Here is a 19111-nt window from a genome sequence, read left to right on the forward strand (position 1 = left end):
CGACGAGTCTGGCAAATTGCGAGGAACGCACAGTCAGTGGGAGGAGAGGATTGCGACGACGGCGTCCGCGACGGCGCCGGGCTGGCTAAGGAACGGGGAGTGGCCCGAATCCAGGGCCTCGTACGTGGTGCACCGGCGGGCCATCCGCAACTGGAGCGTGGGGTCGAGGGCCTTGTCCTGCCGGCAGACGATGTACGTGCTCGGCGTCGTCAGCCAGGCGGTCCGTGCCGGGACACCGCGGCCGTGCCCCGAACGCTGGGGAACGAGCAGGGACGTGGCCCTGGCTCGGTCTTCGGGACTGCAGTCGGCATAAAGGAGGTCTCCGGCTAACTCCGGCCGCAGGCGTGAGGTCCCGTCGTCGTGGTGCTCGACGATGCTGTTGATGAGGGCCGCCCGTCCGCCGAGGGAGGCGCCGCTCTCTCCCGCCGCCGGGACGAAGGCCGCGACGTAGAGGAGGTGGCTGATCCGCTCAAGCCCGGTGATGACGGACCCGCCATAGGAGTGCCCCAGGACCAGCGGCGGGGATGCGCAGGAATCGACGACGGATTGGACGGCGTCCGTGTCGGCGGCGAGCGAGCCGCGATGAAGGTGGGGCGCATGGACCGTCAGGCCCCGCGAACGCAGTTCCTCGACGAGCTTGGCGAAGTGCCGGGGTTGGTGCCACAGGCCGTGAACCAGGACCACCTCGGCACGTGCCGGCACCGGCCCTACACTCCCTTGAGCAGGGCGAAGTAGCCGGGAACCTGCTGGGGGAGCCCCTCCGGCTTCATCGGAACGACTTCGATGTTGATCGGCCCCTCGGAACGCAGCTCCCACTCAGAGGCCGGGAAGGCCCGCTGCCGTTCCTTCCCGCCGAACCGTCCCGGCCGGGGGAGGTGCTGCAGGGCCCGCTCCAATTGCCGGGGGACGTGGTGGTGGCTGGCGCCGAGCGCGGTGAGGTAGTCCAGGCTCGATCCGGGGAAGTTGGTTTCGGCGAGGAACACCTGGCCCTGGCCGGCCACCAGCGTGCGAAGGTTCGCGGCCAGTGCGGCCTGGTGCGCGGGATCCAACACGTGGAAGACGCCCCGGACAAACACGTTCGCCGGACCGAGCCGGTCCAGGAGCTGCGCTCCGGCACCCTCGCCGGTGGCGTCGACGGCCAGGAAGTCGGCGTTGGGGATGTTCCGGGCCTCGTGGGCCGCGCGGGCGACGGCCCCGGGGGAGACGTCGATGCCGAGGACCTGCGGGAAGAGCCCGGCCAGCCAGCGGGTGTGCGTGCCGTTGCCGCAGCCGACGTCGATGACGGGCAGGGCCGGATCGAAGGCGTCCAGCAGGACGCTGGCATACTGGGCGTGTTCCGCAGCGGAATCCGAATCCCAGAGGACATCGCCGTCGCTGCCGGTCGCGCGGACGCCGGTCCAATACCGGTCCCACGCCGTGTGCGGGTCCCGCGGGGCCTTGGAGGTCAGGCGCACCACCGTCGGGACAAGGAGCAGCTGCTGCCAGAGCTTGGACATCCGCTTACTCTACCGGGGCTGGACCGCGCCGCGGAGCCGTTCGAGCACCTGCGCGGCGTCGACCGGGCGCCCGTACAGGTAGCCCTGGCCGTACTGGCAGCCCATGGCCTGCAGCCGGGACGCCTGGCCCTCGGTTTCGATGCCTTCGACGATGGCGTTCAGCTCGGCGGCCGCGATTAGCTGCAGCACGGCGGCGACAAACTTGTGCTGCCGGGGGTCCGATTCGAGGTTGCGGATCAGGGACTGGTCCACCTTGACGGTGTCCGCCGGGAGGGACCGCAGGTAGCTGATCGATGAGTAGCCGGTTCCGAAATCATCGATCTGAAGCCCGACGCCGAGGTCCCGCAGCCGGTGCAGGATTTGCTCCTCACCGGCGCCGCGGGACATGAGGACGGTCTCGGTGATCTCGAGGACCAGGCGGCGGGGCTCCACGCCGTGGCGTGCCAGGGTTTCCCGGACGTCGTCGACCAGGTCGTTGCGCAGGAGTTCCGCGGCGGAGAGGTTCACATGGAGTCCGAAGTTGGCCAGATCCGGGGCCTCGGCCTTCCAACGGCCCAGCTGGGCGATGCCTTCCTGGAGCACCCATCGGCCCAGTTCCAGGATCAGCCCGGTCTCCTCGGCGATGCCAATGAACAGGTCCGGCATGATGGTGCCGTGGACGGGGTGGTGCCACCGGACCAGGGCCTCGACGCCGGCGATCCTCCCCGTGGCGAGCTCCACCACCGGCTGGTACAGCAGGGCGAGTTCCCCACCGGCGGCGGCGCTGCGCAGCTCGGAGGTGATCCGCGACCGTTCCAGGACGGCGTCGAGCATGTCCGGATGGAAACGGCGGACCTTATTCCGGCCCTCGGACTTGGCCTGGTACATGGCGATGTCCGCGTCGCGGATGAGGTCCTCGGGCGAGTAGCCGGCGCGTTGGATGCAGACGCCGATGCTGGCCGTGGTCCAGACGGTCTCGGAGCCGATCTTCACGCTTTCCTGCAGCGCGTCGCGGGCGCGCTGGGCGATGGCGAGGGTCTCTTCCTCCGTGGCGCCGTCGATGAGGACGGCGAACTCGTCGCCGCCGAGGCGCGCTACGGTGTCCTCGGCCCGGACCACCGAGAGCAGGCGCCGGGAGACCTCCACCAGCACCGCGTCGCCGGCACTGTGGCCGAGGGTGTCATTGATGGCTTTGAAGGAGTCGAGGTCCAGCACCAGCACGGCGGGGACCCTGGCGGCGTCGGAGGTGGCCGCGATGGCGTCGCGGATCCGTTCGCTGAGCAGGTGCCGGTTGGCCAGGCCGGTCAGGGCATCCGTCTTGGCCATAAGTTCCAGTTCCACCTGGGTCCGGCGCAGCATGGCCGTCCGGGCGGCCACGCGCTCCTCAAGTTCTGCGTGGATGTGGCCGAGTTCCTCCGCCAGCAGGTTGATGCCGGTGATCACCGCATCGATCTCGTCACCGTTCTCGGAGGCAACGAGCCGTGCCTCGAGGTCGCCGGCGGCCAGGCGGACAATTCCTTCGACGAGTTCCTGCAGCCGTGGATCGGCGGTCTCCCCGTCAGGGCTCACGCCGTGGGACCAGCTTGTCCGGTAGTGAGCCACGCCAGGGCGTCGTCACGGGAGGTAAAGAACCGGGTGGGACACGGCGGGATGTGCACGCCGAGGAAGAAGTTCGCCAGGACACGGTCCACGGGCGACCGGCCCAGCAGCGCGATGCGCGAGGCGCTGCAGGGGATGGACCAGATGGCCCGAGCCTCCCGGCTCACCGACGCGACCGAGGCCATGTCCACGAGCATGGGATGGGGCTGGTCCTGGCAGACGTCGTTCACGGTGGCCATCGCGGCACGGGCGTCCTCGACCTGGATGTCCACCTTGGGCAGCCAGCGCAGGTGCACGAAACCGCCGTCGTCGAGCTCAACGCTGCCCTTGCCGCCGTCGACAATAACCGGTGCCATGTCCCCTTACCTTCCAACAGCGATGCCGAAATGTTCGGCAACTCCCTAAAGGTACCCCGGGGCGGGCCGCCGCCCGGCAAAACACGCAAATATTCGCCTCCGGCAGCGCTAGGCGGGAGCGCCCAGGGCCCGCCGTGCGGCAGCAATCGTCCGCACCGCCCGCGCCCGGGCTTCGGGCCAGGCTTCCGCGGGGAGGACGAGGACGGCCATGTCCCGCCAGCCGGAGTCCGTGGCGGGCGACGGGACCCTGCGGAAGCCCTCGACGGCGAACCCCAGGGTGGTCAGCGACTTCAGCGAGCGGACGTTGCGAGGGTCCACATCGCACTCGATCCCGTCGGCTCCGGCCGCGAACAGCCAATCGAAGACGGCGACCTTCGCCTCGTGGTTGGCGCCCGTGCCCCACAGCGCCGGGTCGATCACGGTGCGGCCCACCCTGACCCTGCCGTCCGAGACGCCGGTGATGCCGGTGGTGCCGGCGAACAGCGGCGATCCGGGCATCCTGTGGTGGTGGATGGCGAAGACCGCCAGTCCGTCGTAGCGCCGGTGGATGAATTCGATGAGTTGGCCGTAGGTGGCAGGCCGGGGGCCGCCGTCGCCGTAGCCCTGCGACCACACCGAGTCGTGCGTCAGCAGGCGGGCCAGGGGGTCGACGTCGGCGGCGGCGAAGGGCGAGAGTGCAAACCGGCCGTAGTGGGTCACCAGAACGGGCAGCCGGCGGGGGAGACGCACCATGGTGACCTTTCCTCAACAACGCCCCGGGGATGCGGGGTTGGAGGAAACTGTGCGGCAGGAAGATGAATGCCGGGTGACGCCGTCCGGAACGGCAGTGGATTCATTGACGGCGAATATCCGCTGGCTCACAATGACAGCATGAGCGACGCTGAGCAGGAATCGACCATCAGCCAGGTTACCGAGCGCCTCGCGGCACGCTTTCCCGAGGCTCCCCGGCACCGCATCGAGAGCATCGTGGGGGAGGAATACCACTCCCTGGACACGGGCCGGATCAGGATCTACGTCCCTACCCTGGTGGAAAACAGCGCCCGTTCCCGGCTGCACCGCGAGGCGGGCCGGCCGGACGACGGCGAGTAGCCGCCCCGATCCTTGGTTCCGCTGTCGGCGCCCGAAAGCCGCCGCTTAGTGAGTCCGGACGTGGGGAAACGGAAAAAGCCGTGTCGGCGCCCCCCAAAAAACTTGTGCGCCGACACAGCTACCGCAAAAGTGCGGTTCCTAATGGATATGTCACAACCTTAGGGCACGGCAGTCCCGTAAACAAGACGGGCGTCCGGTTTTTGTCTAACCCGTTACCGGGGCGGGTTCCAGGACAGCCTGGGGAATGAGCGCGGACAGCTTCTTGGCCTGTTCCAGCAGGTCTTCATGTAGGATTCCGGGCAGCATGATGTCCCACATCTGCTCGATGCGCTGCATGACATCCTGGCGTTCGGTCAGGACACAGGAGACCATCTGCACGCCGGTGAAAGAGGCCACCAGGTAATGAGCGAAAGCTTCCGCGTCGACGGAGGCCCGCAGCTGATGCGCGGCCCGGGCCTGGGCGGCCAGCTCCTCAATGGTGGCGATCCAGTCCACGTAGGGCTCCCGGACCGGTGGCCCGAACGATGTGGCCTCGAACGTCAGGCGCGTCCCGGCGCGGACCACGGGTTCCTCAAGCAATTGGCGCCCGAACGTGGCGCAGATCAGAATCATCGACTCGAGGGGTGGCAGGCCTTTGGCCAGGACCCGCTGGCCCTCGGCCTCCGCCAAGCGGTGCTGTTCGGCTATGACCGCCCGGGCGAGGGCTTCCTTGGAGGGATAGTGGAAGTACATGGCGCCCTTGGTCACCTGGGCCCGCTCCGCCACCTGGGTCAGGCTGGTGCTGCCGTAGCCCTGTTCCTCGAAAACCGCTGCGGCACCGGCGATGACCGCCGCTCGGGTAGCTTTTGCGCGATCCTGAAGGACCATCTATCAACCTCAGACTGGTGGACGTGCACTGCGCGCCGGACGCCGCAGGGCGCGCCGCCGGTCCCCGCGGTTTCCGCGGACCCCTCGATCGTAACAAGGCGGGGCGAACGACGGCGCACGGCGCACCACCAGCTGCCATGCGCCGGGAGCCCATTCTTCGTTCAGGGGACGCCCAGCGCGGGGGGCCTGCTGAGGCGGCGCGTCAGGGTGCTTCGAGGACGAAGAAGATGAACGACAGGAACGCGGAGCGTTCGCCGGCGGCGATGCGGCGTGGAAGCAGCTCCGAGGGTGTGGTCGGCGAGGGGGCCGGTTCGGCGACCCGGACCACTCGGTAGCCGGCCGCGGAGAACGCATCAAACATGGCGTGCAGCGGCCGGTGCCAGAAGGTGAGCACTGCGGGCTCGCCGTCGAACTCGAATTCCTCGGAGTACTCCCGGGTCACGAAGTAGTCCTCGCCGGGATAGTTGACGACGCTGACCGTCGGATGGTTCACCGACAGCATCAGGCGGCCGCCCGGGACCAGGATGCGGCGAAGCTCGGCCAGGGGTGCCGACCAGTCCTTAAGGTAGTGAAGGGCCAGCGAGCAGACGACGTCGTCGAAGGTGTTGTCCGGGAACGGCAGTACTTCGGCTAGGTCAGCGACGTGGAGGTCCGCGTCCGGTCCCAGGCGCCGCCGCGCGAGGTCGATCATGGCCGGGCTGACATCGATCCCGGTCACCGAGGCGCCCCTGGTCAGCAGCGCCTCCGCCAGCGGGCCGGCCCCGCAGCCGGCATCCAGGATCCGCTTGCCCTGGACGTCGCCGGCTAGGTCCAGCATCGCGGGCCGCTCGTAGTGCGCGTTGAGGAGACTGGACTCGTTCTCCGCGGCGTACCTCGCCGCAAAGCCGTCGTAGAGTGCTGCCTTCATGGATCCTCGCCTTCGTGGATGTCACTGCTGCTTCGGACGGTCCGGCCGATCCTAGCAAAGGGCCCGGGTTAGAGTGCAGCCATGATTGTGTGGATCAACGGAACCCACGGGGCGGGCAAGACGACGACGAGTGCCCTGGTGCAGGAGCTCTTGCCGAATTCCCGGGTCTTCGACGCGGAGAAAGTGGGGGAGGTCCTCATGGACGTCACCCCGGCGCTGCCGGATATGGGGAACTTTCAGCATTGGGATCCCTGGCGGCCGCTGGTGGTGGAGACGGCCCGCCGGCTCCTCGAGTACACCGGCGGCACGCTGGTCATTCCGATGACGGTGCTCGTAGAGAGCTACTGGCGGGAAATCAGCGCCGGACTGGACGGCTAATGGCATCCCGGTTCAGCACTTCGTCCTGCATGCGGACGAACAGACGCTCCGGGACCGAATCCAGAAGGATGAGGTCCTTGGCCCGTCGTCGTTCCGCTTCGCCTACGTCGAGCCGTATGCCGAGGCCGCCGAGGCTTGGCTGCATAAGGAGGCCGAGGTCATTGATACGACCCGGATTTCACCGGAACTGGCAGCCCGCCGGATCGCAGAGCGGGTGCTCCGCCGGGACACACACGCAACGGTCGGGTCCTGACCCGTGGCCGCCTCCCTGATTCTGATCAACGGGCTGCCCGGATCCGGTAAGACCACCCTCAGCCGACAGCTCGGCGATATCCTGCAGCTCCCCGTCATCTCCAAGGACGTACTCAAGGAGACGCTCGCGGACACCGCCGGCGGCTGCGTTTCCGGCGGCCGGCTGGGGCAGATCGCGTCCGACACCATGTGGCAACTGGCGGCGGCGGTGCCGGGCGCCGCCGTCGTCGAATCCTGGTGGTACCGGCCCCGCGACCTGGAGCACGCGAGGCGAGGGGCCGCCCTGTCCGGCGCCCCCGCCATTACGGAGATTTGGTGCGACGTCCGCGCGGAGACCGCCCGGGCGCGCTATGAACGGCGGGTGCGCCACCCCATCCACGCCATGGACCCGGCGACCGTCGACGCGACCTGGGCGGAGTGGTCGGAGCACGGCGCCCCGCTGGAGCTGGGGGCGACCCTCCGGGTTGACACGGAAACCGCCGTGGATCTGGCCGGCCTTGCGGACCTGATCCGGGCCGCCGTGGAGCGGCCCGGATCGGTCGGTGCGGGCTAACCCGCGGGTGCCACGACGACGGCGGGCGAACCCTGGTTCACCGGGTTGGCGGACGACGACGGCGCCACCACCCCGAAGTCGTAGCCCTCGGCGCGCAGGGCGTCGATGGTGGACGACAGGTAGGTCCACTGCGACGCCGGGCAGTTCAGGACGTCTTCGGCATCGTGGAGCAGGATAATCGCTCCCGGGGCGGCCTCTGCCATGACGTAGTTCTGTACGCCCGTGGCACCGGGGCACTCGAAGTCGCCGGGATTACCGACGTCCCAGTGCCAGAGGACCCCGCCGCTCATGCCGAGCGTCTTGAGGTAGCCGGCCGCATAGGTGGTGCTGTTGCCGAACGGGAAGCGCAGCAGTTTCGGGGTGGATCCGGTAACGGCCGAGATGGCGTCGTTGGTGCTGTCGATCTGGTCCTTCTGCTGGGCGTTGCTCAGCTCCGGGAAATTGGGGTGGTTCCAGGAGTGATTGCCGATCACGTGCCCCTCGGCCTTGATCCGTCGGACCAGGTCCGGGTACTGCTGGGCGTTCACGCCCTGAAGGAAGAAGGTCGCCTTCACGCCCTTCTGCTTCAGGACGTCGAGGACGAAGGCCGTTCGCTGCGGTGAGGGCCCGTCGTCGAAGGTCAGGCCGATCAGGGGCTTGTCCTCCGCCCGGGCGACCGCCGCGGGGCCGCCCAGGAGCGCCGCCACCACCAGACCCGCGGTGACCAGCGCCTTGATGAGAATGCTCTTTCTTGTGGTGTTTCGGGTGGTTTGCATGGTGCATCGATCCCTTCCCAAGGTTGTCTAAACCCTTGTTAACCGAGCACCCTACGGCCGCCTCCGTGGGCTGTAAACACGTAATTTCCAAGCAGCGCCGGGGAAAAAACAGGTACCGCGCCAGCCGTCCTCACCAGCCTCCGCGGGTAGGCGTGTGCCCCTGCCGCGCATCGTCGGGCATGGTCATCTCGGCCCGCAGCCCGAGCAGCCGGATGGGCCGCCCGGGGTCGATTTCCGCGGCGATGGCCAGGGTGCGGGCCAGGATGTCCGCGCCGTCCGAGGTTTGCGGAATCTTGCGGGCCAGGGTTTTGGTGGTGAACGGCGCGTAGCGGACCTTCAGGGTGAGTCCGACGACGGGCCGGCCCTCGGCGGCGACGTCGCCCAGGACCTGGGCCACCAGCTCCCGCAGGGCGGATTCGACCTGGCCGGGGCTGGTGAGGTCCTGCTGGAAGGTTGTCTCCCGGCTGTGCCCCCTCACCACCCACGGGGTGCTGTCCACGGTGGCGGAACCGTCACCACGGCCAAGCTCCGCATACCAGGGGCCCATCTTTGGCCCGAACTCCGGGACCAGGGCGGCCGGGTCCGCCGCGGCCAGTTCGGACACGGTGGTGATGCCCAGCGCGGCGAGCCGGGCGGAGACCTTGGCGCCGATGCCCCACAGCTCCCGGGTGGGCCTGGCGCCCATGACCTCCAGCCAGTTCTCAGCGGTGAGCCGGAAGATGCCCGCCGGTTTGCCGAAGCCGGTGGCCACCTTGGCCCGGACCAGCGTGTCGCCGATGCCCACGCTGCAGTGCAGCCGGGTCTCCTCCAGCACCGCGGCCTGGATGGCCCGGGCGTAGGCCTCCGGGTCCGCCGTCGTGATGCCGACGAATGCTTCGTCCCAGCCGAGTACCTGGACGGTGGCGCCGGGCTGGTCCCGCAGCACCGCCATCACCGTCTCGGAGGCCGCGAGGTAGGCGTCCCGGTCGACGGGGAGGATGACGACGCCGGGCACCTTGCGGGCGGCGACCCGCAGCGGCATCCCGGAGCCGATGCCATAGGCCCGGGCCTCGTAGGACGCCGTGGAGACCACCGCGCGCTCGGCGGGATCGCCGCGGCCGCCGACGATCACCGGCCTGCCGGCAAGCTCGGGCCGCCGCAGGACTTCGACGGCGGCGATGAATTGGTCCAGGTCGACGTGCAGCACCCAGGGGTTTCCGGTCACGCGACCAGTCTGCCGCAAAGCAGTTTAAACAACACTTGAAACTTCAACTAAAACCTCATAAACTGGAGGTATGACATCGACAGCTGACCGCGCACCCGTCCTCTTCCTCAGCCACGGCGCTCCGCCGCTCGCGGATGACGCCACCTGGACCCGGGAACTCAGCGACTGGTCCGGCACCTTCGCCAAGCCCAAGGACGTCCTGATGATTTCCGCTCATTGGGAGAACGCTCCGGTCACGCTCAGCGCCACCACCCGCAGCCCGGGCCTTGTCTACGACTTCGGCGGCTTCGCCCGGAAGTACTACGAGGTCACCTACGACGCGCCGCAGGCCCCGGAGCTGGCCGCCGAGGTGGCCAGGCTGGTGGCGGACCACGGCCACCACGTGGAGCGGGACGAGAGCCGCGGCCTGGACCACGGCGCGTATGTGCCGCTGAAGGAGATGTTCCCCCAGGCTGACGTCCCGGTAGTGCAGATGTCCATGCCCACCCTGGACCCGGAAGGCCTGTTCACCCTGGGCCGGTCCCTGGCCCCGCTGCGCGACCGTGGCACCCTGATTGTCGGATCCGGGTTCACCACCCACAACCTGCGCTGGTTCAACCCCGCGGGCGGCCCCGACAGCACGCCGCCCTCGGTCTCCCGCGAATTCGACCACTGGGCCGAGGAAGCCATGGCCCGCGGCGACGTCGACTCCATCCTGGACTTCCTGCACAAGGCGCCGGCGGCCCGCGAGGCGCACCCGCGCAGCGAGCACTGGGCACCGCTGTACGTGGCGCTCGGTGCCGCCTACGAATCCGGTGACCTCAACGCGAAGACGGCGATCGACGGCTTCTGGTTCGGACTGTCGAAGCGGTCCTGGACCCTGACCTAGGCCGGGTCCGGCAGTAGTTCGGCCCCTGCCTGCGTGGCGGGGGACTGGGTTGCGGGGCTGGTGCGCCGGCCGAGGAAGTCCTCAACCACGGCGGCGAACTCGTCCGGGCGCTCGATCTGGGGCATGTGGCCGGTGTTGGCGAAGACGTGCGACTCCGCCCCCGGGAGGGCCGCGAGCGCTGCCTCGAGGTGGTTGAAGGGCAGGATGTGGTCGTGGTCGCCCCAGACCACGAGTGCCGGAACATCCCTGTGCGCCAGGGCGGCGAGCAGCTCGCTCCGCCACTCCGCGCGGACGCCGGTGATGGTCCCGAGGTCGCGGGCAACATCCAGCAGCGTCTTCCGGTGCGAGGCGCGCCGGGACAGGGCCAGGGCGTGCGCCACCCGGTCCCGCGTCACCAGCGACTTGTCATAGAACAGCGACTGCACCGTCCGCAGCGAGGCCGCTTCCGCCGGGCGCATCAGCAGCGCGGCCACGGGCCGCAGCGCCAGCAGCCGCAGCACCAGGGTGACCTCCTTGCCGAAGCCGGCGCTGTTGGCCAGCACCAGGGCGGCGACCCGCTCCGGGTGGTCCGCCGCCAGCTTCATGGCGACGGCGCCCCCGAGGGAGTTGCCCATGACCGGCAGCGGCTCCCGCACCCCGACGGCGTGGAGGAAGCCAGGGAGGATGCCGGCGAGCCGGGCGAGCGTCGCCGCTCCGGGCAGCCGCTCCGAATAGGCGAAGCCCGGCAGATCGACGCTGTACACGGTGTGCCGCCCGGCCAGCAGCTCATGCTGTTCGTTCCAGTCCTCCAGGCTCTGTCCGATCCCGTGGAGCAGCAGCACCGGGCTGCCGCTGCCGGTCTTCCGGTAGCGCAGCCGCGTGCCGCCTACCTGGATGTAGCCGGTGCCCGGCAGTTCCAGCGGGTCCTTCGGGGCCGGGGCCGCCGGCGCCCCGGCGCGGACGCGCTGGCCGCGGCGCCCGAACCGGACCCGGTCGGTCAGCCGGCCGGCGCGCAACAGGGCGAAGTCGCGGAAATAATTCTGGTGCAGCCGCCACGGCGAGCCGGCCCCCTGGCGCGGCAACAGGTCCGAACCGCGGAAGATGTACCCGGCCTTCAGGTCGATCAGCGACGTCAGCTCACCCTGGGAAACCTCGGCCGGTGCGGCCGGAGCCACCCACTGCCGGTCCCGCCGGTCCATGTGCTTCAGGAGCCGGACCACGTAGCCGGCCACCAGGTCCGCCTTCAGGGTCCAGGAGGCGTTGGTGTAGCCGATGGTCAGCGCAAAGTTGGGGACGCCGTCGAGCATCATGCCCTTGTAGGTCAGCGTCCGGCCCACGTCCACCGGCTCCCCGTCAACGGTGAGCGACATGCCGCCGATCACCAGCAGGTTCAGCCCGGTGGCCGTAACAATCACATCGGCCGGCAGGAAGCCGCCCGAGGCCAGTTCGATGCCTTCGGGGGTGATCCGCGCGATCCGGTCCGTGACGATGTCCGCGGTACCGGCGCTGATGGCGCGGTACAGGTCGCCGTTGGGGATGGCGCAGACCCGCTGGTCCCACGGCTGGTAGGTGGGCGCCAGGTGCGTGTCCACCGCGAACCCGGACGGCAACTTGGCCACCGCCGACTTCCGCAGGATGGCCTTCATGGTCTCCGGGCGCCGCCGGCTCAGCTGGTAGGTGAACATCGAGAACAGGATGTTCTTCACGCGCACGACGTCGTAGGCCAGCTGGGCGGGCAGCTTGCCGCGCAGCCGGTCGGCCAGGTGGTCGCGGGCGGGGACCGGGGCAATGTAGGTGGGGGAGCGCTGCAGCATGGTGACCCGCGCGGCCGTCTTAGCCATCGAGGGCACCAAGGTCACGGCCGTGGCACCGCTGCCCACCACCACCACCTGCTTGCCGGTGTAGTCCAGGTCCGCGGGCCAGTGCTGCGGGTGCACGATGGTGCCGGCGAAGTCTTCCGCGCCCTCGATGGCCGGGCTGAAGCCCTCGTCGTAGCGGTAGTAGCCGGAGCAGACCGAGAGGAACGAACACGTCAGTGTCTGCCGCTCACCGTCCTGAGCCTCGTCGGGGCGGTATTCGCCGTCGCCGGTCCGGACCACGGTGACGGTCCACTGCGCGGTCTCACTGGACCAGTCGGCCGAGACTACCCGGGTGTTGAGCCGGATGGCGGGCTCAAGCCCCTCGTCGGCCACCGTGGACCGGATGTAGTCGCGGATGGAATCGCCGTCCGCGATCGCCTTGGCGCCCTCCCAGGGCCGGAACGAATACCCGAGGGTGTACATGTCGCTGTCCGAGCGGATGCCCGGGTACCGGAAGAGGTCCCAGGTCCCCCCGACCGCCCCGCGGGACTCCAGCACCGCAAAACTCTTCCCCGGCAGCTCGCGCTTCAACCGGCTGGCAAATCCGATGCCGCTCAGGCCCGCTCCGACAATCAACACATCCACGTGTTCGCTCATACGGCCAAGTTATCGACTCGGTGTCGAAAGAGTCAACAGTCTGTTGAGACGAGGCGCTACGATGGGCGCATGGCTGAACGAGGCAGGCGAAGCGCCCGGATTTCGGGCGACGAACGCCAGGACGCAATCCTCATCACCGCCGAGGCGCTGCTCGCCGAGCGGTCCTTCGACGACGTCTCGATCGAGGACCTGGCCCGCGGTGCCGGCATCTCCCGGCCCACCTTCTACTTCTACTTCCCCTCCAAGGACGCGGTGCTGCTGGCGCTCCTGGACCGGGTCATCACCGAAGTGGAGCACCGGGTGGGGGCCCTGCCGCGGGACTTCGGCCGGGACGCGGTGGCCGCCTGGACCCGCTCGATCGGCGTCTTCGTCGACGTGTTTACCGACCACCGCGGCGTTGCCACCGCCGCCATCGCCGCCCGCGCCCGGAACGAAGAGGTCCGCGCGCTCTGGTCCCGGTCCATGCAGTCCTGGGTGGACTTCTCCAGCGACGTTATCGCGGCCGAACAGGCCCGCGGCGCGGCGCCGGACGGAGCCGATCCCCACGACCTGGCCGTCAGCCTCAACCTGATGAACGAGCGGGTCATCACCGCCGTACTCAACCGGGAAACCCCGGCGCTGGAGGAGTCCCGCGCCTTGGATGTCCTGTCCACCATCTGGATCCGCAGTATCTACGGCACCACCAACCCCGGCGCGTAGCCGGACGGAAAGGAAGTACCCGCATGGCCCCGATCCACAACCTGACGGTCCTAGGCGCCGGCGTGCTCGGCTCGCAGATCGCCTACCAGGCCGCCTTCCACGGGTTCGCCGTCACCGCCTACGACGTCGACGACGACGCCCTCAGCGCGGCACGGGTACGCTTCGACCGGCTCGCCGCGATATACCGCAGCCAGGTGCCCGGCGCCGCCGACGGCAAGGCTGAAGAGGCACTCACCCGGCTGCGGCTCACCTCGGACCTGGGCGACGCCGCGGCCGACGCGGACCTGCTGATCGAGGCCGTGCCCGAGGTACTGGAGCTCAAGCGCGAGATATACCGCTCCCTCGCGGCCCTGGCCCCGGAGCGGACCATCTTCGCCACGAACTCCTCCACCCTGCTGCCGAGCGACCTCAAGGAGTCCACCGGCCGGCCGGACCGCTTCCTGGCCCTGCACTATGCCAACAACATCTGGGCGCAGAACATCGCCGAGGTCATGGGCACCGCCGAGACCAGCCCCGAGTCGTTCGACGCCGTCGTCGCCTTCGCGCGGGAGAGCGGCCTGGAGCCGGTGGAAATCCGGAAGGAGAAGGCCGGCTACGTGCTGAACTCGCTGCTGGTGCCGCTGCTGAACGCCGCCGCGGGCCTGCTGCTGCAGGGCGTCGCGGATCCGCAGACCATCGACAAGACGTGGCGGATCGCCACCGGGGCCCCCAGCGGGCCCTTCCAGATCTTCGACGTCGTCGGCCTCACGACGGCGTACAACATCTCCTCGAACGCGCCCGACGCCGGCTCGCAGGCCTTCGCACGCTACCTGAAGGAGAACTACATCGACCACGGCAAGCTGGGCGTGGCAACGGGCGAGGGCTTCTACCGGTACTGAGCTGTAGCCGGCGGTGCCCGGTTGCGGACGCGGCTAGGGCTGCGTCTGCTGCCGGGTCTGCTCGTCGTCCCGCAGGACGTCCTGCACCGTGCGGGAGAGCAGGCAGAATTCGTTGCCCTCCGGGTCGGCAAGGACCACCCAGCTGACGTCCGGGCCCTGGCCGACGTCGGCACGGATGGCGCCGAGATCGAGGAGGCGCTGCAGTTCCGCGGCGGTGGAGATGCCGTCGGCGCGCAGGTCCAGGTGCAGCCGGTTCTTTCCCGCCTTGGCTTCCGGGACGGCGATGATGTCCATGCACGTCCCGGAGCGGTCCCGCGCGGCGATGCTTATCAATTCTTCGCCGTCACCGTCCTCGGGCACCACCTCCCAGTCCAGGACGGCGCACCAGAAGGCGGCCAGGAGTCCGGGGTTGGCGGCGTCGAGCGCTATTCCTGCGATACGGCTGGGCATGGGATCACCCTAGGCGCCGGGTTCGCGGATCACCAGTACCGGGCAGTGGGCGTGGTGGACCGTCTGCGAGGACACGGAGCCCAGCAGCATTCCCGTGAATCCGCCGTGCCCGCGGGATCCGACGGCCACGAGGTCGGCGTCCCGGGAGGCTTCGATGAGGGCCGACGCCGGGTTGCCCTGCACCGCCCGGCCGGTCAACGCCACGCCCCGGTTCCCGGCCCGGGCCAGTTCCGATTCCAGGATGGTCTCGGCGTCGCGCTGGAACACTTCGTAATCCCAGGCCTGGCCTAGCGCGTCGCTGACGTAGGGATAGTGCCAGGCGGCGATCGCCAGCACCTCTCCCGAACGCAGGCCGGCCTCCTCGACGGCCCAGTCCAGCGCCGCCTGCGACTGCGGCGAGCCGTCCACCCCCACCACGATCCTGAACTTCCCGTCTCCTGCCATGGTTCCTCCCCTCCTCGTTGGAAAGGTCCGATGAATGGGCCCGTTGGATAGACCGCCGAATGCGGGGTTCCTGTGCCGCGGGCTCCGGTGCCGCTCCCATGCTGACAGAACACGGCGCGTGAGGGGAGGGGCACCCGGCCCCGCGAACCGCACCGGGGTCTGGCGGAGGCGGCCCGGGGGTCACTAGGCTCTTGCGTATCCGGCACCACCCACAACCACACAGCCAAGGGGACCGCCATGAGACTGAGCCAACTTCCACTGCGCCTGACCACCGGAGCCTTCATCCTCAACTCGGGTTGGGGTAAACGGAACCTCGACGCCGAGAGCGCCGCCGGAGTCCAGGCCATGGCCGCGCGGGCGCTTCCCCCCGTCGCCAGCATGGACCCGGTGACCTTCGGGAAGATGCTGAGCTACGCCGAGATGTCCCTCGGCGCGGCGCTGCTGGCCCCGTTCATCCCGAGCCGGCTGGTGGGCCTGGGCCTGGCCGCCTTCTCCGGTTCCCTCGTCACCATGTACCTGAAGACCCCGGGGATGACCGAGGCGGACGGGATCCGCCCCACCCAGCAGGGCACCGGTCTGGCCAAGGACATCTGGATGCTGGGGATCGCGGCGTCGCTGATTCTCGACCGGAAGCGGGTCCGTGCCGCCAAGCGGTGATTTCCGTTCCCGTCAAAAATAATTCCGGAAATTTACCCCAAGGTATCTGCTGGTGTATTTCCGGAGTGTAGCTTGGTGAACATGTTAACCGGATTCAAGAATTTCATTCTCAAAGGCAACGTCGTGGACCTTGCCGTCGCCGTCGTGATTGGCGCAGCTTTTGGCGCCGTGGTCACTGCCCTCGTCCAGAGCGTCCTGATGCCGTTTATCGCGGCGCTCGTTGGTTCGCCGAATTTCGATAGCTTTGCCGTCGTCACCCTCAACGGCAACGACATCAAATTCGGCGTCCTCCTCACCGCCATCGTCAATTTCCTCCTGGTGGCGGCCGCGATCTACTTCATCATCGTCGTCCCCATGAACAAGATGATCGAACGCCGCAACAGGCGCCTCGGCATTCACCCGAACGTTAAGGACGAGGCGGCGGAAGACCCGCAAATCGCCCTGCTCACCGAAATCCGCGACGCGTTGCAGGCCGACCGCAGGCCCTGACACGGCGCAGTTCCCACCAATTTTTCCACCCCACCGATGAAAGGAAATGACCATGGCAGTTTCCATCGAATTGGGCAAGGCCCTCGATAAGGCATATGAGAATGCCACGCTGGATGAGGTTTTGGCGGCACCGCCGTCGGCCCTCGCCGGCCTGACGGAAAAGCACGACGAACTGCTGGCCGGCATGGGTATCAAGACCCTCAAGGACCTGGGCAGCAACAAATACTTCGCCACGGCGGGCGTCCTGGTGGCGCTCTCCGGCAAGGTTGGCTGACCCTCCTCCTAGAGCTGCCTCGAATCCTCACAGCGTGGCCCGGCGGTCTCATCCGCCGGGCCGCTCTGCGTTCGGGGCCCACGTGCGGAAAAAGTTTGGTGCGGGTGCATCCGGGCGGACCTTTGGGCCAGTAGTACGGGTGTCAGCGCATCACCCGCCCGCACGGGCCTCAATGAGGAGCTCCACATGTACAAGAAATCACTCTCCGCAGCCGTCGGTGCCATGGCACTGCTCGGCAGCCTCGCGTTCGCCGCCCCCGCCCAGGCGGGCGGCTACTGCCCGGACCCCGGCACGGCGAAACTCTCGGTCCTCCACGGCGTCCCGGGCCTGACCGTGGACGTCTGGGTGGACGGCAAGCTCACCTTGGACAATTTCACCCCCGGCACGCTGGCCGGTCCGCTGGACGTCAGCGCCGGCGACCACAAGATCGCCATCACGGGAGCGGACGCCTCCAGCGCCGACAACCCCGTCATCGGTCCGGTCAAGGTCGACCTCAAGGCCGGCCGCGACTACACCGCCGTGGCACACCTGAACGCCGACGGCGAACCCACCGCCACGCTGTTCCGGAACGACACGAAACCCGCGCCGGAGGGCAAGGGCAAACTGACGGTCCGGCACGTGGCCGCCGCACCCGCCGTCGACGTCCTCGCCGGGGGAACCGCAGTGATCGAGGGCCTGGAGAACCCCGACCAGAAGAAGCTCACGCTCGACGCCGGAACAGTTGAGGCGTCCGTGGCCGCCGCCGGCAGCACCGAGGCGCTGATCGGACCGGCCCCCGTGACAGTCACCGCCGGAGAGAACACCATCGTCTACGCCTGGGGCAGCCTCGCGGACAACAACCTGGCCCTGGCGGTCCAGGTGGTCAAGTCCCAGAACCACGACAACTAGGACCGGCCAGACAGGCGCCGGGCGGGCCGCATGTAGCGGCCCGCCCGGACCTTAAGACCGTTGCCGCGCCTCCGCCGAGTCGGAATAATGACGTTCCACGGTCTCACTGTCGCTCGAAGGGGCACACGGTGGAGACTGCCGTTCGCGAATGGGACGCCGGCATCGACCATGCCTTCGCGCAGGGGGAGGAGTGGGCCCTCGCCGAGGCCTACCGCCTGCTGGCACCCCTGATCCACACGCTCGCGCTCCGGGCACTGTGCGAACACGGGGCCGCCGATGACGTCACCCAGGAGGTTTTCATCCGCGCGTGGAAGTCCAGGACCAGCTACCGCCCCGAGGCCGCCCGGTTACCGGCGTGGCTGATCGGGATCACGCGGAACAAGATCTCCGACGCGCTCTCGGCCCGGGCCCACCGCCGCGACCTCGAGCAGTCTGCCCGGCAGCTGGTGTCGGTGCCGGGCGAAGTCGCCGGCAGGCCCACTCCCGAGGCGCTAGCGGACCGGCTCACTCTAGAGGATGAGCTGGACCGCCTGGGAGACCCGCAAGCCCGGATCATGCGGCTGGCCTTCTACGAGGACCTGACCCACGACCAGATCTCGTCCCGGCTGAATCTCCCGCTCGGCACGGTCAAGAGCCACATCCGCCGCAGCCTGGCGCGGCTTCGTTCCCGGCTGGAGGTGGAACATGGCGCATTGTGACGAGGACCTCCTGGCCCTGTTGGCTCTCGGCGAGCGGGACGCCACCGCGGGGGAAACCCTCCACCTGGACGGCTGCGGGGTATGCCGGGACCTCCTGGACGGGTTCCGGCGGACCGTCGCCGCGGCGAGGGTGGACCCCGCCGGGGCGGAGCTGGCCGCGCCGGGCGGACACACCTGGGCCGCGATCCACGGGACGCTGGGCCTGGCGCCGGCACTCGCCGCCGACCCGCTCGCCGCCGACGCGCCGTCGCCCGCTCCGTTGGCGGTCGACCCGTTGGCCGCACCGGCTCTGGCCGCTCCGGCGCCGTTGCGGCCGTCAGCCAGCCGGCGGCGGCCCGAGGCGCCGGCCCCGGAGGAGCCGCCGCGGACTGGTACCGCGGGCCGGCTGCCCCGCCGGGCCGTGTGGCTCCTCGGCGCGGCGGCCGGAATCCTGCTCGGCGCCGCCGGCGCGTGGACGGCCTGGAGCGTCCTCGGCCAGTCCACCCCGCCGGCCGCCGGTCCCGCTCCCAGCACCGCTCCGGCCCCGGGCGCCGGCCCCACCGGGGCCGTGATCGGTGAGGCCGTCCTAACGCCGCTGGGCGGGCACTCCGCCCGCGGCAGCGCCCTGGTGGAGCAACTGCCCGACGGTACGCGGCAGGTTGTGATCACCCTCCCGGGGCAGCAGCTCACGGGCTATCGCGAGGTGTGGCTGGGCTCCGCGGACCTGACCAGGATGGTCAGCCTGGGCGTCCTGGGGCAGGGGAGCCAGGCCTTCGTGGTGCCCGGCGGGTTGGACCTGACGGCGTATCCGGTGCTGGATGTTTCCGACGAACCGTACGACGGCGATCCGGCACACTCCACGGACAGCCTGGCCCGGGGGAAGCTGTCCCTCCGGGGCTGACCGCCGGCTTCCGGTG

At 69.1% G+C, this 19111-nt stretch carries 24 protein-coding genes; 12 read left to right on the forward strand and 12 right to left on the reverse strand.

All coding sequences use genetic code 11. The features are described 5' to 3' along the window. Positions 1 to 33: 33 nt before the first annotated feature. The 5 genes from AB0O44_RS05625 to AB0O44_RS05645 form a co-directional block, all read right to left on the reverse strand. Complete coding sequence (locus AB0O44_RS05625) at positions 34 to 702, reverse strand: alpha/beta hydrolase (protein ID WP_364135259.1); 669 nt, start codon at positions 700 to 702, stop codon at positions 34 to 36. A 5-nt stretch (positions 703 to 707) separates the two neighbouring features. Continuing rightward, a complete protein-coding gene (locus AB0O44_RS05630) occupies positions 708 to 1496 on the reverse strand; it encodes a class I SAM-dependent methyltransferase (RefSeq protein WP_364135262.1) in 789 nt (262 codons plus the stop codon). A gap of 9 nt (positions 1497 to 1505) precedes the next feature. Next, positions 1506 to 3044 (reverse strand): EAL domain-containing protein, encoded by a 1539-nt coding sequence (locus AB0O44_RS05635; RefSeq protein WP_364135265.1) that lies wholly within the window; start codon positions 3042 to 3044, stop codon positions 1506 to 1508. After that, positions 3041 to 3430 (reverse strand): STAS/SEC14 domain-containing protein, encoded by a 390-nt coding sequence (locus AB0O44_RS05640; RefSeq protein ID WP_364135268.1) that lies wholly within the window; start codon positions 3428 to 3430, stop codon positions 3041 to 3043. Before AB0O44_RS05640 ends, AB0O44_RS05635 begins: the two co-directional genes overlap by 4 nt. A 108-nt stretch (positions 3431 to 3538) precedes the next feature. After that, on the reverse strand, positions 3539 to 4162 hold the full coding sequence (locus AB0O44_RS05645; RefSeq protein ID WP_364135271.1) for a GNAT family protein: 624 nt from the start codon (positions 4160 to 4162) through the stop codon (positions 3539 to 3541). A gap of 138 nt (positions 4163 to 4300) precedes the next feature. Between AB0O44_RS05645 and AB0O44_RS05650 the strand changes: the two genes are divergently transcribed. Then, complete coding sequence (locus tag AB0O44_RS05650) at positions 4301 to 4519, forward strand: three-helix bundle dimerization domain-containing protein (RefSeq protein WP_364135274.1); 219 nt, start codon at positions 4301 to 4303, stop codon at positions 4517 to 4519. Positions 4520 to 4723: 204 nt separating this feature from the next. Here AB0O44_RS05650 and AB0O44_RS05655 read toward each other — a convergent pair whose 3' ends face one another. Beyond that, a complete protein-coding gene (locus tag AB0O44_RS05655) occupies positions 4724 to 5386 on the reverse strand; it encodes a ScbR family autoregulator-binding transcription factor (protein WP_364135277.1) in 663 nt (220 codons plus the stop codon). A 202-nt stretch (positions 5387 to 5588) separates the two neighbouring features. Next, a complete protein-coding gene (locus AB0O44_RS05660; protein ID WP_364135280.1) occupies positions 5589 to 6293 on the reverse strand; it encodes a class I SAM-dependent methyltransferase in 705 nt (234 codons plus the stop codon). Between the two features lie 81 nt (positions 6294 to 6374). Between AB0O44_RS05660 and AB0O44_RS05665 the strand changes: the two genes are divergently transcribed. Together AB0O44_RS05665 and AB0O44_RS05670 are read left to right on the forward strand one after the other, a co-directional pair. Continuing rightward, positions 6375 to 6671: a hypothetical protein gene (locus AB0O44_RS05665; protein WP_364135283.1), complete on the forward strand. Its 297-nt coding sequence runs from the start codon at positions 6375 to 6377 to the stop codon at positions 6669 to 6671. A 256-nt stretch (positions 6672 to 6927) separates the two neighbouring features. Continuing rightward, positions 6928 to 7476 carry an AAA family ATPase gene (locus AB0O44_RS05670; RefSeq protein ID WP_364135286.1) on the forward strand — a complete coding sequence of 183 codons (549 nt, stop codon included), beginning with the start codon at positions 6928 to 6930 and terminating at the stop codon, positions 7474 to 7476. Here AB0O44_RS05670 and AB0O44_RS05675 read toward each other — a convergent pair. Together AB0O44_RS05675 and AB0O44_RS05680 are read right to left on the reverse strand one after the other, a co-directional pair. Then, positions 7473 to 8231 (reverse strand): polysaccharide deacetylase family protein, encoded by a 759-nt coding sequence (locus AB0O44_RS05675; RefSeq protein WP_364135289.1) that lies wholly within the window; start codon positions 8229 to 8231, stop codon positions 7473 to 7475. The two genes, AB0O44_RS05670 and AB0O44_RS05675, sit on opposite strands and share 4 nt — an antisense overlap. Before the next feature lie 130 nt (positions 8232 to 8361). Continuing rightward, a complete protein-coding gene (locus tag AB0O44_RS05680) occupies positions 8362 to 9417 on the reverse strand; it encodes a DNA polymerase IV (protein ID WP_364135803.1) in 1056 nt (351 codons plus the stop codon). Between the two features lie 88 nt (positions 9418 to 9505). Here AB0O44_RS05680 and AB0O44_RS05685 point away from each other — a divergent pair, with 88 nt between their 5' ends. Continuing rightward, entirely contained in the window at positions 9506 to 10303 is a 798-nt protein-coding gene (locus AB0O44_RS05685) for a class III extradiol ring-cleavage dioxygenase (RefSeq protein WP_364135292.1), read from the forward strand. Here the strand turns inward: AB0O44_RS05685 and AB0O44_RS05690 are convergent. Further along, positions 10300 to 12738, reverse strand: coding sequence for an alpha/beta fold hydrolase (locus tag AB0O44_RS05690; protein ID WP_364135295.1), 2439 nt, complete (start codon positions 12736 to 12738; stop codon positions 10300 to 10302). The genes AB0O44_RS05685 and AB0O44_RS05690 overlap by 4 nt on opposite strands. A gap of 69 nt (positions 12739 to 12807) precedes the next feature. Here AB0O44_RS05690 and AB0O44_RS05695 point away from each other — a divergent pair, with 69 nt between their 5' ends. Both AB0O44_RS05695 and AB0O44_RS05700 read left to right on the forward strand, forming a co-directional pair. Continuing rightward, positions 12808 to 13437: a TetR/AcrR family transcriptional regulator gene (locus AB0O44_RS05695; RefSeq protein ID WP_364135298.1), complete on the forward strand. Its 630-nt coding sequence runs from the start codon at positions 12808 to 12810 to the stop codon at positions 13435 to 13437. A gap of 23 nt (positions 13438 to 13460) precedes the next feature. Further along, entirely contained in the window at positions 13461 to 14315 is an 855-nt protein-coding gene (locus tag AB0O44_RS05700; protein ID WP_364135301.1) for a 3-hydroxyacyl-CoA dehydrogenase, read from the forward strand. A gap of 33 nt (positions 14316 to 14348) precedes the next feature. On the opposite strand, the gene AB0O44_RS05705 is transcribed toward AB0O44_RS05700, so the two are convergent. Together AB0O44_RS05705 and AB0O44_RS05710 are read right to left on the reverse strand one after the other, a co-directional pair. Beyond that, a complete protein-coding gene (locus AB0O44_RS05705; protein WP_364135304.1) occupies positions 14349 to 14765 on the reverse strand; it encodes a VOC family protein in 417 nt (138 codons plus the stop codon). 9 nt (positions 14766 to 14774) lie between these two features. Next, entirely contained in the window at positions 14775 to 15209 is a 435-nt protein-coding gene (locus AB0O44_RS05710) for a universal stress protein (RefSeq protein WP_364135307.1), read from the reverse strand. A gap of 237 nt (positions 15210 to 15446) precedes the next feature. Here AB0O44_RS05710 and AB0O44_RS05715 point away from each other — a divergent pair, with 237 nt between their 5' ends. The 6 genes from AB0O44_RS05715 (at position 15447) to AB0O44_RS05740 (ending at position 19095) form a co-directional block, all read left to right on the forward strand. Continuing rightward, positions 15447 to 15866: a hypothetical protein gene (locus AB0O44_RS05715; protein ID WP_290257664.1), complete on the forward strand. Its 420-nt coding sequence runs from the start codon at positions 15447 to 15449 to the stop codon at positions 15864 to 15866. An 81-nt stretch (positions 15867 to 15947) separates the two neighbouring features. Beyond that, positions 15948 to 16355, forward strand: a complete 408-nt coding sequence (mscL, locus tag AB0O44_RS05720) for a large conductance mechanosensitive channel protein MscL (protein WP_364135310.1) — start codon at positions 15948 to 15950, stop codon at positions 16353 to 16355. A gap of 52 nt (positions 16356 to 16407) precedes the next feature. Beyond that, entirely contained in the window at positions 16408 to 16629 is a 222-nt protein-coding gene (locus AB0O44_RS05725; RefSeq protein ID WP_290257666.1) for a hypothetical protein, read from the forward strand. A gap of 186 nt (positions 16630 to 16815) precedes the next feature. After that, positions 16816 to 17517 (forward strand): DUF4397 domain-containing protein, encoded by a 702-nt coding sequence (locus tag AB0O44_RS05730; protein WP_364135313.1) that lies wholly within the window; start codon positions 16816 to 16818, stop codon positions 17515 to 17517. A gap of 128 nt (positions 17518 to 17645) precedes the next feature. After that, positions 17646 to 18215 (forward strand): sigma-70 family RNA polymerase sigma factor, encoded by a 570-nt coding sequence (locus tag AB0O44_RS05735; RefSeq protein ID WP_290257668.1) that lies wholly within the window; start codon positions 17646 to 17648, stop codon positions 18213 to 18215. Beyond that, positions 18202 to 19095 carry an anti-sigma factor gene (locus AB0O44_RS05740; protein ID WP_364135316.1) on the forward strand — a complete coding sequence of 298 codons (894 nt, stop codon included), beginning with the start codon at positions 18202 to 18204 and terminating at the stop codon, positions 19093 to 19095. Before AB0O44_RS05735 ends, AB0O44_RS05740 begins: the two co-directional genes overlap by 14 nt. The last annotated feature ends 16 nt before the right edge of the window (positions 19096 to 19111 follow it).

The sequence above is a fragment of the Arthrobacter sp. NPDC080082 genome, assembly GCF_040686595.1.
Lineage (GTDB): Bacteria > Actinomycetota > Actinomycetes > Actinomycetales > Micrococcaceae > Arthrobacter.

What these genes read in the sequence shown, in the direction of transcription:
- AB0O44_RS05630 (WP_364135262.1), bottom strand. Translation starts at nt 1,496, where the DNA reads ATGTCCAAGCTCTGGCAGCAGCTGCTCCTTGTCCCGACGGTGGTGCGC.
- AB0O44_RS05640 (WP_364135268.1), bottom strand. Translation starts at nt 3,430, where the DNA reads ATGGCACCGGTTATTGTCGACGGCGGCAAGGGCAGCGTTGAGCTCGAC.
- AB0O44_RS05645 (WP_364135271.1), bottom strand. Translation starts at nt 4,162, where the DNA reads ATGGTGCGTCTCCCCCGCCGGCTGCCCGTTCTGGTGACCCACTACGGC.
- AB0O44_RS05650 (WP_364135274.1), top strand. Translation starts at nt 4,301, where the DNA reads ATGAGCGACGCTGAGCAGGAATCGACCATCAGCCAGGTTACCGAGCGC.
- AB0O44_RS05655 (WP_364135277.1), bottom strand. Translation starts at nt 5,386, where the DNA reads ATGGTCCTTCAGGATCGCGCAAAAGCTACCCGAGCGGCGGTCATCGCC.
- AB0O44_RS05660 (WP_364135280.1), bottom strand. Translation starts at nt 6,293, where the DNA reads ATGAAGGCAGCACTCTACGACGGCTTTGCGGCGAGGTACGCCGCGGAG.
- AB0O44_RS05665 (WP_364135283.1), top strand. Translation starts at nt 6,375, where the DNA reads ATGATTGTGTGGATCAACGGAACCCACGGGGCGGGCAAGACGACGACG.
- AB0O44_RS05675 (WP_364135289.1), bottom strand. Translation starts at nt 8,231, where the DNA reads ATGCAAACCACCCGAAACACCACAAGAAAGAGCATTCTCATCAAGGCG.
- AB0O44_RS05685 (WP_364135292.1), top strand. Translation starts at nt 9,506, where the DNA reads ATGACATCGACAGCTGACCGCGCACCCGTCCTCTTCCTCAGCCACGGC.
- AB0O44_RS05690 (WP_364135295.1), bottom strand. Translation starts at nt 12,738, where the DNA reads ATGAGCGAACACGTGGATGTGTTGATTGTCGGAGCGGGCCTGAGCGGC.
- AB0O44_RS05695 (WP_364135298.1), top strand. Translation starts at nt 12,808, where the DNA reads ATGGCTGAACGAGGCAGGCGAAGCGCCCGGATTTCGGGCGACGAACGC.
- AB0O44_RS05700 (WP_364135301.1), top strand. Translation starts at nt 13,461, where the DNA reads ATGGCCCCGATCCACAACCTGACGGTCCTAGGCGCCGGCGTGCTCGGC.
- AB0O44_RS05705 (WP_364135304.1), bottom strand. Translation starts at nt 14,765, where the DNA reads ATGCCCAGCCGTATCGCAGGAATAGCGCTCGACGCCGCCAACCCCGGA.
- AB0O44_RS05710 (WP_364135307.1), bottom strand. Translation starts at nt 15,209, where the DNA reads ATGGCAGGAGACGGGAAGTTCAGGATCGTGGTGGGGGTGGACGGCTCG.
- AB0O44_RS05715 (WP_290257664.1), top strand. Translation starts at nt 15,447, where the DNA reads ATGAGACTGAGCCAACTTCCACTGCGCCTGACCACCGGAGCCTTCATC.
- mscL (WP_364135310.1), top strand. Translation starts at nt 15,948, where the DNA reads ATGTTAACCGGATTCAAGAATTTCATTCTCAAAGGCAACGTCGTGGAC.
- AB0O44_RS05725 (WP_290257666.1), top strand. Translation starts at nt 16,408, where the DNA reads ATGGCAGTTTCCATCGAATTGGGCAAGGCCCTCGATAAGGCATATGAG.
- AB0O44_RS05730 (WP_364135313.1), top strand. Translation starts at nt 16,816, where the DNA reads ATGTACAAGAAATCACTCTCCGCAGCCGTCGGTGCCATGGCACTGCTC.
- AB0O44_RS05740 (WP_364135316.1), top strand. Translation starts at nt 18,202, where the DNA reads ATGGCGCATTGTGACGAGGACCTCCTGGCCCTGTTGGCTCTCGGCGAG.